Raw genomic sequence first — 13,175 nt, forward strand, 5'->3', positions numbered from 1 at the left:
GGGTTGCGAGGCTCACGCCGTGTCAGACCGCGGGACACTCCTTCCACGCGAAGTGGTAGACCGTGCTGACGCTGCCGTCCGTGGAGTCCATGCTCATGAAGCTCAGGGCCTGTGGGCTCGACGTTCCGGCGTACACCCGCAGTTCGCTGTTGACGTTGAGGTTGCGCTCCTCGCCGCACGGCGCCCAGACCAGGTCGGCGTACTCGGTCTGGTCGCTCGCCTGCCAGTTGTCGGAGTAGGGGCCGTTGAACTGGTGCGTCCTGCGGGTGGTCTGGGCCATGCCCTGGAAGTAGTAGTTGGCGCGCTCCTGACCAAAGGCCCCGCGCTGGAGGTGGGCGTAGCCGCGGTAGTCCGCCCGGGCGATGGCGTACGTGAAGCCCTGCGGCACGTGGATCTGCAGGGCCAGCTGGCAGTTCTTGCGGAATTCGGTCCCGCCCGAGCCGGCTCCGGTCTGGGCGAGATAGTCGCTGTAGGTGACCGTGAACGAGGTGTTGTCGGAGGCAGCGGCGACACTCGCCGTCCCCTGGGGACATCCCGAACCGTTCACGCCGACGACGTCGACGGTGATTCTCCCGGGCGGGTACGTGGCGTTGTGGGCTTGTGCCGGCATCGCCAGGGAAGACAGCGCCACCACCGCCGCGCCGACTGTGAGCCTGCGGAGCAACATCCTTCTCTTCTCCATTCATCGGGGCCGCCGATTTCGGCATGGACATGCCACCACGCGTCCACGGCCGAAGAAAGGACGGGATACGGACAACCGCCCCGGAACCGTGCGCGCAACCGTTCGCTGGCCGAATTCCGTTGCGCCCGCGAGGCGCCGGTGCCCACCGCCGCTCCGGTGGCGCGACCATCGACGCAACCTGCCCGCGATGGACCGGAAAGGCCGGTTTGGGTGGAGCAGGCACCGGCCACCCCGGCCTCACCGGGCCCAGCGGACCCTGGAGTTCCACGCCCTCCCGGTCCGCACCCGTCGCCCCGGCCCCGCACCCGCAGCCGGTACCGCGTCCACCTCCGAGGCGCCGCGACGCAGGTGGGGCGGCGGGGCGCGACGCGGTCCCGGACAGGCCCACCACCGTGCGCCGGGTGCACAACTTGGCCGGACCGGACGTGATGGCGGGCCCGGAACCGGCCCGGCACCGCGCCCGCTCCGGTCGGCGCGGTCCGGAAAACGGGTGCGGATGCCTGGGGCGGCCGCCGGACCGGGTCCGGCCCCCTCGCCGAACGTGCCCGAACCGGTGAGGGACCGCTCCCGCTCCGCCTCCGCGCGGGTGAGCGCCGTCTCGGCGGACGCAGCCGCGGCCACACGTTCGGCGAGCGCGGACTCGATCCCGCTCCCTCAACCACACTTGAGGTTAAGCGATATGATCATATGGCTGCATGACCATGAAGACCCTCTACCTGCTCTGCTCCGCCGCCCCACCCGTGTTCGACGTCGCCCATGTCATCGAAGACGCCCAGGCCCGCGGCTGGAACGTCTGCCTCGGGCTGAGCCCCACCGCCGCGCACTGGCTCGCGGAGAGCCTCGACGGGCTCGCCGCCCTCACCGGCCACCCCGTCCTGTGGCAGTACCCGCTTCCCGGCGAACCGGAGCAGTGGCCGGCGGCCGACGCACTGCTCTACGCCCCCGCCACCTTCAACACCGTCAACGCCTGGGCGCTCGGCCTCACCGACACACTCACCGTCGGCCTCGCCACCGAGGCCCTCGGCAACGGCACCCCCGTCACCGCCGTCTCCTGCACCAACAGCGCCCTCGCCGCGCACCCCCGGTACGAGACGTCCCTCGCCACCCTGCGCGGCGCCGGGGTCCAGCTCCTTCTTCACGACAACACCCCCATGCAGGCTCCGGCCCATTTCCCCTGGGCCACGGCCCTGAACGGCCTTGGCCACACCGCTCCCCAGCACTGACGGCGCACACCACCACTCGGGGGGAAGAAACGTTCGATCCGCCGCTTGCGGGGCGTCGGCTCCTGCCCCATAGTCCGAGGTATGGACGCGCGCGAGGCCGCGCTCCGGCGGGCGCACGAGCATGCCGTGCGATGGCTCGCGAGCCTGTCCGAACGCCGGGTTCCCGCACGCGCCTCGGTCGAGGAGATCGTGCGCGCGCTCGGCACCGAACTGCCCGACGCCCCCGGCACTCCGGCGGACGTCGTCGACCTTATGGCCGCGGCCTGCGAGCCGGGACTGACGGCGTTCCCCAGCGGCCGCTTCTTCGGTTTCGTGGTCGGTGGCGCGGAACCTGCCGCGCTGGCCGCGGACTGGCTGGTCAGCGCCTGGGACCAGAACTCCGTGATGCGGGCCGCCTCGCCCGCGTACGCGGCGGTGGAAGAGGTGGCCGGCGCGTGGCTGCTCGATCTGCTCGGTCTGCCCGACGAGAGCGCCGTCGGATTCACCACCGGTGCCACCATGGCGAACTTCACCTGCCTCGCCGCCGCGCGCGACGAACTGCTGCGCCGCACCGGCTGGAACGTCGCCCGTGACGGACTGCCAGGCGCTCCGCCCGTACGCGCCGTCGCCGGCCGGGACCGCCACATGGCCGTCGACCTGGCACTGCGCTATCTGGGTCTCGGCGCTCCCGTCCTGGTGAAGGCGGACGCCCAGGGGCGCATGGAGGCGGAGGCCTTGCGGGACGCCCTGGCGGACGGCTCCGAGGGCCCGACCATCGTGGTCCTGCAGGCCGGAGACATCCACTCCGGTGCTTTCGACCCGTTCACCGAGGCCGTCCGCGCCGCTCGCGCAGCGGACGCGTGGGTACACGTCGACGGCGCCTTCGGCCTGTGGGCGGCCGCCTCACCCCGCCACGCACATCTGACCGCGGGCTGCGCACGCGCCGACTCCTGGGCGACCGACGCGCACAAGACCCTGAACGTCCCCTACGACTGCGGCCTCGCCGTCGTACGTGACGCCTCCGCGCTCCGGGCCGCGATGGGACAGCGCGGCGACTACCTCATCCAGCACGAACACGGCGACCCCGTCGACACGGTGCCCGAGCTGTCCAGGCGAGGGCGGGCCTTCACCGTGTGGGCGGTCCTCAGGTCCCTCGGCCGCTCGGGCGTGACCGACCTGGTCGACCGGCTGTGCCGGCACGCCGCCGCGTTCGCCGACGGCATCGCCGCGATCGACGGCGCCCGGGTGCTCAACGAGGTGGTGTTCACCCAGGTGTGCGCCGCGTTCGGCGACGACGAACGCACCGAGCGGGTGCTCGCCCGGCTGCTCGACGACGGTACGACGTGGATCAGCGGCTCCACCTGGCACGGCCGGCGCGTGATGCGCATCTCGGTGAGCAACTGGTCGACGACCGACGTCGACGTACGGCGCGCACTGGACTCGATCCGGCGCGCCGCGGCCGGAACCTGACAGGAGCCCCTGCCCGGGAACGTGACCGGGAACCCGCGCCGTACGGCGTCGCCGCCGCCGCGGCCGGGTGTACGCGTCAGTGGACCACGCTGAAGCTCCGCCAGGGACGGGTCCGGGGGGCCGTGACGTTCGAGAGCGTCGTCGCCACGTAGATCTCGTTGTTCGGCTCGTCGGACTGCTTGCAGTCGAAGTTCTGGTAGAGGATGACGTCGACGAGGGTGTTGTTCTCGACGTGGGTGGCCCCGTCGGGGATGGCGATCCGGTGGCAGCCCGTGACGAGGGTGTTGGAGTAGCTGATCTCGACCGGCGAGTCGTGGCCGCGGAAGCTGAGCTGGCCGACGGTGCTCCGCCCCAGACCCGAGCAAGCGGTGCCGCCGAGCAGCAGCGCTGCGGCCCCCGCGATGATGCCGATACGTCGCCTGTGGGACATGGTGCGGTCCTCGTCTGTGCGGTGGTGTCGGTCGGTCCTTGCCCACAGCGTGGCCCGGCGTGGCGCGGGTGGCCCGCTGTGCTCGGCCGACCGGATGAACGCGGGTGCGGGAGGGCCACCGGCGGCCGGCGCACGCCCCGGAAACCGCAGCGTGGAGAGCGCACCCGAGTGCGGCGGCCGGGGAGCGCCTGCGCCCGCCCGGGGCGAGGATGAAGGTGATGAACGGGATCGAGCGCGGCCGCGGCGCGCACCGGGCGAGCGGCCGGCGCGGGCTGCGCCGCACCCCGGAGCCGCCGCGCGGCGAAGCCGGGTCCGCCCGGAAGGAGCGGGTGCGGGATGCATGAGGAGATGCCGCTGCAGGACCTGGTCAGCAGCGCCGCCCAGGACGCCGGCGGGTGGCTGGGCACCCTCCCGGTGGCGCTCATGGCCACCAGCGGCGACGGAACGATCGTGCGCTGGAACCACGGCGCGCAGGAGCTGCTGGGCTACGACCCGCCCCAGGTGCTCGGACGGCACATCGCGGACCTCCTCCACCCCGGCGCGGACCGCAGCCTGGGCCGTTCGCTCTGGGAGACGGCCGCCACCGGTCACGGGGTGATGGGGACGGTCACCGCCTGGCACCGGGACGGTCACCCGCTGGAACTGGAGATCTGGGCCTGCCCCGTTCCCGACCGCCGCCACGGTGCATCGGCCGTGCTGGTGTTCGCCGCGGACGCGCATGCGGCGCGCCGGATCCGGGGGGCCTCCGCGGTGTGGGACGGTCTGTTCGCCCGCTCGCCCGTCGGGATCGCCGTCCTCGACACCCAGTTGCGCTTCCTCCAGGTCAATGCGGCGCTGGAGGCGATGAACGGCCTGCCGGAGTCCGCCCACGTGGTCCGGCGGCTCGCCGAGCTGCTGCCGGAGGTGAACGGGGGCGAGATGGAAACGGCCATGCGCCAGGTACTGGAGACCGGCGAACCGGTCCTCAACCGCCGGCGCAGCGGCCGCACCCCCGCCGACCCGGACCACGACCACGTGTGGGCCTGCTCGTACGTGCGGGTGGAGGACCCCGGCGGCCGGCCGATCGGCGTGATCGCCTCCCTGCTCGACATCACCACGCAGCAGCGCGACCACACCGAGGCCGAGGCCGGGCGGCGCCGACTCGCCCTGCTCACCGAGGCCAGTTCCCGGATCGGCGCCAGCCTCGACCTCGAACGCACCGCCCAGGAGCTGGCCGACCTCGCCGTCCCGCACCTCGCCAGCGCCGTCACGGTGGACGTGCTGGACTCGCTCGCTCAGGGCAACGAACCGGGCATGGGGCTGACCGGGGGCGTCGCGCTGCGACGGCTCGGCAAGGCCCCGCTGGCCGGGACCGCGGTCACCCGGATCCTCGCTCCGCTCGGCCGGACGCTCACCTTCCCGGCGACCGCGCCGTACACCCAGGCTCTCGCGGCCCGCCAGCCCTTCCTGGTAGCCCACCTCGACTCGATGGCCGTCGCGACCGCCGGCCGGCACAGCCCCATACCCGCGCAGCTGGTCGAGACGGGCGTGCACTCGTTCCTGAAGGTTCCGCTCATCGCGCGCGGTCTCGTGCTCGGTGTGGCCTCCTTCTACCGCACCCGGCCCTTCGAGTCCTTCGGATCCGACGACGTCGCGCTCGCCGGCGAACTCGCCGCGCGGGCCGCCATCAGCATCGACAACGCCCGCCTGTACCACCACGAGCACGAAACGGCGGTCGTCCTGCAGCGCAGCATGCTGCCCCAGCATGTGACGCCGCCCCCGGGCATCGAGATCGCCCACCGGTACCTGCCGGCCAGTGACGTCAACGAGGTCGGCGGGGACTGGTACGACGTCGTCCCCCTGGCCGGGGGCAGGGCCGGCCTGCTCATGGGCGACGTGATGGGGCACGGCATCGCGGCCGCGGCGGTGATGGGGCGCCTGTCCGCGACCGTCCGCGCCCTCGCGCGCCTCGACATGCCGCCGACGGCGCTGCTCCACCAGCTGGAGGCGACCCTCGCCGATCTGGCGGAGCCGATGCTCGCGACCTTCCTGTACGTGGTCTGCGACCCGGCCACCGGGCACTGCACGATCACCCGGGCCGGTCACCCGCCGCCCGCCGTGGCCGAGCCCGACGGCACCGTCTACCTGGTCAGGTCCCCGCCCGGGGCCCCGCTGGGCGTCGGCGGGGTCACCTTCACCACGACCGAGGTCACGCTCCCGCCGGGGAGCCTCCTCGTCCTGTACACGGACGGGCTGATCGAAGCCCGCAACCGTGACATCGACGAGCGCCTCGGCGAGCTCACCGGTCTCCTCACCGAGCCCCTGCAACCGCTCGACCACCTCTGCGACTCGCTGATCGCGCACCTCGTCCCGGCGTCCGCCGACGACGACATCGCCCTGCTCACGGCCCGTATCGGCACGAACCAGGGGGGCGCCCGGTGAGCCCCGGCCGCGGCACGGTCAGAGGGGGTCCACGTCCAGGAAGGCCGTCAGGACGGCCTCGCCGCCGCCCGCGGTGCCCGGCAGGGCCAGTTCCGCCCAGATGACCTTCCCCTCGGGGGTGTAGCGGGTGCCCCAGTGCTCGCTGAGCTGGGCGACCAGGAACAGTCCGCGGCCTCCCTCGTCCGTGGTGGCGGCGTACCGCAGGTGGGGCGCGGTGCTGCTGCCGTCCCACACCTCACAGGTCAGGTTGTGGTCGCGCAGGAGCCGCACCCGCACGGGCCCGCTCCCGTGCCGCAGGGCGTTCGTGATGAGCTCGCTGAGGATCAGTTCCGCCGCGAAGCCGAGTTCCGTCAGGTCCCATTCCTCCAGCTTCTTGGCGGCGACGCTGCGCATCGCTCCGACGGCGCTCGGTTCGAAGGCCACGTCCCATTGGGCGACCCGGTCGGGCCCGAGGGTCCGGGTCCGGGCGATGAGCAGCGCCACGTCGTCGGTCGGCCGGGCGGGGAGCATCATGTCGAGCACGGCCCGGCAGCTGTCATGGGGATCCCGGTCGGGATGGCTGAGCGCCGCCCGGAGCAGTTCGAGGCCCTCGCCGATGTCCCGGGTCCGCTCCTCCACCAGGCCGTCGGTGTAGAGGACCAGCTGGCTGCCTTCGGTCAGCTCCAGCTCCGCGGTCTCGAACGGCATGCCGCCCAGGCCCAGCGGGGGGCCCGCGGGCAGCTCGACGATCTGCGTCCTGCCGTCGGGGGCCACCACGAGCGGCGGCAGGTGCCCCGCACGGGCCATCGTGCAGCGCTGCGACACCGGGTCGTAGACGGCGTACAGGCAGGTGGCCCCGAGCACGCCGCCGTCGCTGTCGTCGGCGTCCCCGTTGTGGTCGTGGTCGATGCGCTGTACGAGGTCGTCCAGGCGGGCGAGGATCTCGTCGGGCGGCAGATCGAGGGAGGAGAAGTTGTGCACGGCGGTGCGCAACCGGCCCATGGTGGCCGCGGCGTGCAGGCCGTGGCCGACGACGTCTCCGACGACCAGGGCGACGCGGCTGCCGGGCAGCGGGATGACGTCGAACCAGTCACCGCCCACCCCGGACTGGGCGGGCAGATAGAAGTGCGCGACGTCCATGGCGCTCTGCTCGGGCAGGGCGCGCGGCAGCAGGCTGCGCTGGAGCGTCACGGCGAGGGCGTGTTCGCGGGTGTAGCGGCGGGCGTTGTCCATGCTGACCGCCGCGCGGGCGACGAGTTCCTCGGCGAGGGACAGTTCGTCCTCGTCGAAGGGCTCCTGCTTCTGCGACCGCCAGAAGTTGACCACACCGAGGACGACGCCCCGGGCCATGAGGGGGGCCGCGATGAGCGAGTGGATGCCGTAGTCGACGATGGCGCGGGCCCGCGGCGGGTCCTGGGCCTGCCAGCCGGGCGCCTGCGACAGGTCCGGGACGAGTTCCGCCCGGCCGGTGCCGTAGCCGCGGGCCTGCGGGGTGGACGGCAGGAAGTCGATCAGCCGGCCGACGGGGTAGAGGGGGTGGTCGGAGCGGATGCCGCTGATCGCCGTGCGGCGCATGTCGGCGCCCGGGGCGGGCTCGTCGCCGTCGATGACCTGGTCGGCGAGGTCGACGGTGACGAAGTCCGCGAAGCGGGGCACGGCGACGGCGGCGAGCTCCTCGGCCGTGCGGACCACGTCAAGGGAGGTGCCGACGTCGCCGCCCGCGTCGTACAGCAGTTTGAGACGCCTGCGGGCCGTCTCGGCCCGGGTGGTCAGGATCTGCATCTCGGTCGAGTCGCGGATGGTGGCCGCCGCGCCCTCGGGCCGGCCGCGGGGGTGGGTGGGCCGCTGGTTCACGACGAGCAGGCGGTCGCCGGAGCCGATCACCTCATCGGTGGCCTCGCGGCCGGAAAGCAGCAGGTCCGCCATCCGGCGCTCCAGGCCGGGCACGTCACCGATGTGCCTGCCTTCGGCGTCCTCGGGCAGGCCCAGGAGGCGTTTGGCCTCGTCGTTGGCCAGCAGTAGCTGCCCGTCGCCGTCGGTGATCAGGACCCCTTCGCGGACGGCGTGGAGCACGGCATCGTGGTGCTCGTACATGCGGGTCATCTCCTGCGTGCCGAGCCCGTGGGTCTGGCGGCGCAGGCGTCTGCTGATCAGCCAGGTGCCGACGGTCGCCAGGGCCAGGCCGGTGGCGATGGCCAGGAGGATGACGGGGAGCTGGCGGTCGAGGGCGCCGGTGACGTTCTCGACGGTCAGGCCGGCGGACACCAGGGCGACGACCTCGCCGTCGGGTCCCTTGACGGGGACCACCGCCTGGATCTCCTTGCCGAGGGGGCCGTCCACGCTCTCGGTGTGGACCTTGCCCTGCAGCGAGGGCTCGATGGTCCCGACGAATCGTTTCCCGATGCGGTCCGGCTGCGGGTGGCTGTAGCGGATGCCGTTGGTGTCCATCACCACGATGAAGTCGACCCCGGCGGCCTTGCGCGTCTGTTCGGCGAGGGGCTGCAGGACCGCGGAGGGGTCGGACGTCTTCAGCGCGGGCTGGAGGCCCAGCTGGTGCGCGAAGGTCTCGGCGACGGCCACCGAGCGGTTGCGCGCCTCGCGGTCGATGTCGTGGCGCGACTGCAGCACCAGGGCCAGCAGGGACCCGGCTGCGAGCAGGACCACGATCGCCACCTGGAGGACGAATACCTGGCCGGCGACGCTTCTGAATCGGTTGCCTAGAGGTGACCGCACCGACGTGCCCGGCACGGGTGGCGGCGAGGAATGGTCACGAACCCAGTTGTAGCACTTCCGGGCCGCCATGGCTCCCGGCGTGCACAATGCGCGCCGGGAGTGTCACCCCTCGTCCCGGGTCGCCGCTCAGGACGCGCGGGGGGCGCCGGCGGCGCCGGAGGTCCCGGCGGGGGCGGAGTCGGCCTGCGCCGTGCGCGCGGATCCGGGAGCGGTGGGGGCCGTCGGAGCGGCGGGGGCGGTCGGGACCAGGGCTCCCTCCGGCGCCTCCGGGGCGCAGACGACCTCGTCGCGCGGAGTGTAGTGGGTCCTGAACTCCTCGCTGCGGACTTCCCTGCCGCCCTGGACGAAGACCCGGCCGACGGTCACGTCGAAGCCCTCCAGCGGGGTCTGGACCTCACAGGCCGGGCCGTTCCCGGTGCGCTTCGCGGGCTGCGTGACGTTGGTGCGGGGCCCCTTGGTGGCCCGTATCTCGTCGTACTTCTTGGTCCCGAGGAGCGTGATGGTCAGCGAGGTGTCGGTGGACTCGGCCTGTATGTAGACGGCGTGCCCGGAGTCGTTGATCCAACGCAGGTCGAGGGTGCCCCACGCGACGGTGGCCTCGCGGCCCTCGGGATAACGCTCGATGTAGAAGGAGTGCGCACCGTGCTCGACGGGCTTGAGGCCCGCGAAGAAGACGGCGTTGTACATGGTCGTGGCGACCGCGGACACGCCCCCGCCCGGCGACTTCACGTACTGGCCGTCGTTGATCATGATGCCGTCGACGAAGCCGTTCTCCTTGGTGCGCTCACCGACCGTGCGGTTGAAGCTCCACTCCTTGCCGGGCTGGACCACGGAGCCGTTGATGAGCTCCACTGCGCGTCCGATGTTGGTGCTGCGGTACGGGGCGGCCGGGAACTCGACCGTGAAGGAGGAGATCTTCTCCTTGATCCCGATCCGGCGCGCCTCCTCGCCGGTCAGCTCGGGTTGCACGGCGACCGTGGCGATCTCACCGCTGCGGGCGGCGCCCGTGCGGGTCAGGAGCGGCAGCACGGCCTCGCCGAGCGCCTCCTCGGTGACCTTCCGGCCGGCACGGCTCTGCTGGGCCATGACCACGGTGCCGTCGGGGTTGACGTGGGGCGTCGCGTCGAGCGGCGGCCGGCTGGCCTCCGCGATCGGGCGGGCCACGGCGGGTTCGGCCAGCAGCCCCTTGGAGTCGAGCGCGGGCACGAGGCGGCCCTGGGCGTCGGGCCGCATCTTCAGGTGCTCGCCGAGCACGGCGGGGGTGATGGACACGCGCTCGCCGGCGACGGTGAGCGCGACGGGACCCGACATGGCGGGCTGGGCGAACTGCCTCAGGGCCCGACCGGTCTCCTCGGCGCCGACGGCCGGCTCGGTGGTCTCGACCGGCAGCACGACCGGGGCCTGGTCCTTCCGCAGGTAGGCGTCGCGAAGGGTGTCGAGAGCCCGGTCCGCCACGAGGGCGGTGCCGGGGAGCGGGGTGACGGCCTTCGCCGTGCCCTTCTCGAAGGCGATGGCGCCGTCGCGGGGGGTGCGGGCGGTGTCCTCGGCGATCCGGTCGACCGCGGCGCGGCCCTTCTGCTCGTCCGCGCGGACCACCGGTTCGACGTCGCGCCGGCCGGACGCGAAGAGGGAGCCGATGACGGTGACGGGGTCGTAGCCCTTGCGCACGGCGCGGTCGACGGTCGCGGTGGTGTCGAGCGACAGTCCGAGCGCGGCCGGATCCGCCTTCTCGACGCGGTCGCCGATCTTCATCGCGACGGGCGCGGCGGCGATGGGGCCGAGCTCCCGGTCCAGTGCCCGGCGGGCCTGCGCGGCGGTCATCCCGCCGATGTCGACGCCGCGCACGCTCGTGCCCGGGTCGATGTCACCGCCGGCCACGAGACCCGTGACGTAGAGGCCGCCCAGCCCGAGGACGACGGCTCCACCCGCCATCATCGGCAGGGCCGTCCGCCGGTTGCCCGTCCAGCCGCGCACGCGTCCCATGTCACTCCCAGTGGCGCCGACCGTTCCCGGGCGACGCGGGCCGCTCAGCGCGGCACATAGACGACAGATAACGCGAACCATGATTGCCGCAAAAGTGGCAATTGAGGGATGAATGTAACGGTTCTCACGATCTCACCGCGCCGCCCCGCCCCGATGATTCGGGGTGCGGCCGATCCCGGTCGCGGACCCCTCCCCCGACGGCGCCCGAACGCCCTCCCGCGACCGTCCACCGGATCCGCGACCCCCGGTGCGGCAGCCGACTGGGAACCTCAACTCCACTACCCCACAGGCTCGTTGCTCTTGCCGGATGATCGGGATAGATTCCTCGGGACCCGTATTCGATCCGAGCAGGGCAGGCGACGTGTGGGACCTGGCGGGGAGCGGAGCCGAGCCGCTGGCGGCGGAGGATCCCCGGCGGATCGGACCGATCCCGCTCGCGGGCCGACTCGGGAGCGGCGGCATGGGGCGGGTGTACCTCGGCGTGCACGAGGGCCGGTACGTCGCCGTCAAACAGCTGCTGGCCTCCGTCGTCGGGGAGGACGAGGACTTCCTGCGCCGGTTCGGGCACGAGCTGGACAACCTCGCCCGGCTGCCGGCCGACGCCACCGCACCGCTGCTCGCAAGCGACCGCACGGCACGGCCGCCGTGGTTCGCCACCGCCTACCTTCCCGGGATCACCCTGCGGGAGGCCATCACGCTGCACGGTGGACCGCTGCCCGCGGACGCGCTGTGGCTGCTGCTGCGGGAAGCGGCGGCGGGCCTGGCAGCGGTGCACGCGCTGGACATGGTGCACCGCGACCTCAAGCCCTCGAACATCATGCTGACCCTGGACGGGCTGACCCTCATCGACTTCGGTGTCGCCCGGGCCGCCGACCAGAGCCAGCTGACCAGGACCGGCATGGTCGTGGGCACTCCCGCCTACATGTCACCCGAGCAGGCCTCGGGGAAACGGCAGCCGGGCGGCGCCGCCGACGTGTTCGCACTGGGTTCGGTGCTCGCGTACGCGGCGTGCGGCCGTCCGCCCTTCGGGGACGAGTCGGGGCACGGTGTGCTGTACCGGATCGTCCACGAGGAGCCCGACCTGGAGCCGCTGCGGGACCGTGAGCCAGAGCTCGCCGCACTCGTCGCGGCCTGTCTCGCCAAGGATCCGGGCGACCGCCCCGCGGCGGCGGAGCTCCTGGAGCACGCGAGTCGGAAGGGCCCGTTCACACAGCCGCTGTGGCCGGTGGCCGTCGACGAGCGGCTCACCGAGCGGGCCGCCTTCGCCGCGAAGGTGCAGGACGGCGACGTGGCGACGCTCCCGCTCAGCGGCGGGAAGCCGGGCCCGCAGGAGGAGCCGAAGGCGGAAGGGGGAACGGAGCCCGAGGTCTCAGGGCCCAAGGTCGCACCCGCCACCGGGTCCGGCCCCGACGCCCCCGAGCGGCCCCGGCGGCGCCGCCGTACGCGCGTCCTGCTCGCCCTCGTTCCCGTGGTCGTGGTCTCCGGCGGTACGACGCTCGCCGTCCAGTACCTGCCGCACCTCTCCGCGCCGCAGGCCGAGGCCCGCAACGGCCCGACGGCTCCGGTGACGGCCCCGGCCGATCCCGCGACGGCGGCCGGCGGCACCCCGTCCGGTGTGGCACCGCCCACGCAGCCTCCTGCCCAGGATCCCGGTCGGGCTGCTGGGCAGGCACAGGACGGCACCGGCGCAGCACCGGTGCCGGCGGCCGGCGGCACCGGTGACGGCCCGGGCACGGTTCCCGCCGGCGGCGCCCAGCCCGGATCGGGCGGCTCCGGAGGCCTGGCGAACGCGGGGGGCAGCGGCGGCGGATCCCGCCCGTCCGCCGGAAGCACCCCGACAGCGGCCGCCACGGCCCCCGCCCAGCCGCCCTCCGGCCCCGACACCGGGACCTACCGCTACCGCAACGGCAACAACAGCACGTGCATCACCCAGGTCTTCGGAGCCTCGGACTTCGGCGACTGCGCGAACGGGTCAGCCCGCTGGACCGTGCGGAGCCGATCGGACGGAAGTTTCACACTGGTCAACCAGCAGAGCGGGGGCTGCCTCTACTCCAACGGGCTCGGCCAGGCAGTCTTCGTCGGCGACTGCGCCCAGGACATCGGCCGGGTGTGGCGTACCGGTGCGAACGGCAGCCTCCGCAGCGACCTCGGCGGCGGCTGCCTCGACCTCGGCATGAGCAGCGGCCTCGTGACCAGGACCTGCGGCGGCGAGGCGTCCCAGCGCTGGACGAGACAAAGCTGAAGCCGGTGACCGGTACGCCCGCGGCCGGTGCCG

General features: G+C 73.1%; 9 protein-coding genes. 5 read left to right on the forward strand and 4 right to left on the reverse strand.

The window, feature by feature from the left end; genetic code table 11:
- Nucleotides 1-22 precede the first annotated feature (22 nt).
- Nucleotides 23-667 (reverse strand): DUF4360 domain-containing protein, encoded by a 645-nt coding sequence (locus AW27_RS00805; protein ID WP_037917436.1) that lies wholly within the window; start codon nt 665-667, stop codon nt 23-25.
- Nucleotides 668-1,377: 710 nt separating this feature from the next.
- Between AW27_RS00805 and AW27_RS00810 the strand changes: the two genes are divergently transcribed.
- The gene (locus AW27_RS00810) at nt 1,378-1,905 is read left to right on the forward strand and encodes a flavoprotein (protein ID WP_037917433.1); all 528 of its coding nucleotides are present in this window, start codon (nt 1,378-1,380) and stop codon (nt 1,903-1,905) included.
- Between the two features lie 81 nt (nt 1,906-1,986).
- Nucleotides 1,987-3,354 carry a pyridoxal phosphate-dependent decarboxylase family protein gene (locus AW27_RS00815; protein WP_037917430.1) on the forward strand — a complete coding sequence of 456 codons (1,368 nt, stop codon included), beginning with the start codon at nt 1,987-1,989 and terminating at the stop codon, nt 3,352-3,354.
- A 76-nt stretch (nt 3,355-3,430) separates the two neighbouring features.
- On the opposite strand, the gene AW27_RS00820 is transcribed toward AW27_RS00815, so the two are convergent.
- Nucleotides 3,431-3,784 (reverse strand): hypothetical protein, encoded by a 354-nt coding sequence (locus AW27_RS00820; protein WP_037917427.1) that lies wholly within the window; start codon nt 3,782-3,784, stop codon nt 3,431-3,433.
- A gap of 218 nt (nt 3,785-4,002) precedes the next feature.
- Between AW27_RS00820 and AW27_RS00825 the strand changes: the two genes are divergently transcribed.
- Both AW27_RS00825 and AW27_RS00830 read left to right on the forward strand, forming a co-directional pair.
- A complete protein-coding gene (locus AW27_RS00825) occupies nt 4,003-4,128 on the forward strand; it encodes a hypothetical protein (protein WP_269084420.1) in 126 nt (41 codons plus the stop codon).
- A complete protein-coding gene (locus tag AW27_RS00830) occupies nt 4,121-6,205 on the forward strand; it encodes a SpoIIE family protein phosphatase (RefSeq protein ID WP_037917424.1) in 2,085 nt (694 codons plus the stop codon). Before AW27_RS00825 ends, AW27_RS00830 begins: the two co-directional genes overlap by 8 nt.
- 18 nt (nt 6,206-6,223) lie before the next feature.
- Here the strand turns inward: AW27_RS00830 and AW27_RS00835 are convergent, their stop codons facing one another.
- Both AW27_RS00835 and AW27_RS00840 read right to left on the reverse strand, forming a co-directional pair.
- Nucleotides 6,224-8,857: a SpoIIE family protein phosphatase gene (locus AW27_RS00835; RefSeq protein WP_236647496.1), complete on the reverse strand. Its 2,634-nt coding sequence runs from the start codon at nt 8,855-8,857 to the stop codon at nt 6,224-6,226.
- A 186-nt stretch (nt 8,858-9,043) separates the two neighbouring features.
- Nucleotides 9,044-10,900, reverse strand: a complete 1,857-nt coding sequence (locus AW27_RS00840) for a VanW family protein (RefSeq protein WP_078555963.1) — start codon at nt 10,898-10,900, stop codon at nt 9,044-9,046.
- A gap of 307 nt (nt 10,901-11,207) precedes the next feature.
- On the opposite strand from AW27_RS00840, the gene AW27_RS00845 reads away from it, so the two are divergent.
- Nucleotides 11,208-13,142 (forward strand): serine/threonine-protein kinase, encoded by a 1,935-nt coding sequence (locus AW27_RS00845; RefSeq protein WP_236647495.1) that lies wholly within the window; start codon nt 11,208-11,210, stop codon nt 13,140-13,142.
- The last annotated feature ends 33 nt before the right edge of the window (nt 13,143-13,175 follow it).

The sequence above is a fragment of the Streptomyces sp. PCS3-D2 genome, assembly GCF_000612545.2.
GTDB lineage: Bacteria > Actinomycetota > Actinomycetes > Streptomycetales > Streptomycetaceae > Streptomyces.

Bases quoted from the DNA above. Each gene is read 5' to 3' on its own strand.
- AW27_RS00805 (WP_037917436.1), bottom strand. From the start codon at position 667: ATGTTGCTCCGCAGGCTCACAGTCGGCGCGGCGGTGGTGGCGCTGTCT.
- AW27_RS00810 (WP_037917433.1), top strand. From the start codon at position 1,378: ATGACCATGAAGACCCTCTACCTGCTCTGCTCCGCCGCCCCACCCGTG.
- AW27_RS00815 (WP_037917430.1), top strand. From the start codon at position 1,987: ATGGACGCGCGCGAGGCCGCGCTCCGGCGGGCGCACGAGCATGCCGTG.
- AW27_RS00820 (WP_037917427.1), bottom strand. From the start codon at position 3,784: ATGTCCCACAGGCGACGTATCGGCATCATCGCGGGGGCCGCAGCGCTG.
- AW27_RS00825 (WP_269084420.1), top strand. From the start codon at position 4,003: ATGAACGGGATCGAGCGCGGCCGCGGCGCGCACCGGGCGAGCGGCCGG.
- AW27_RS00830 (WP_037917424.1), top strand. From the start codon at position 4,121: ATGCATGAGGAGATGCCGCTGCAGGACCTGGTCAGCAGCGCCGCCCAG.
- AW27_RS00840 (WP_078555963.1), bottom strand. From the start codon at position 10,900: ATGGGACGCGTGCGCGGCTGGACGGGCAACCGGCGGACGGCCCTGCCG.
- AW27_RS00845 (WP_236647495.1), top strand. From the start codon at position 11,208: ATGATCGGGATAGATTCCTCGGGACCCGTATTCGATCCGAGCAGGGCA.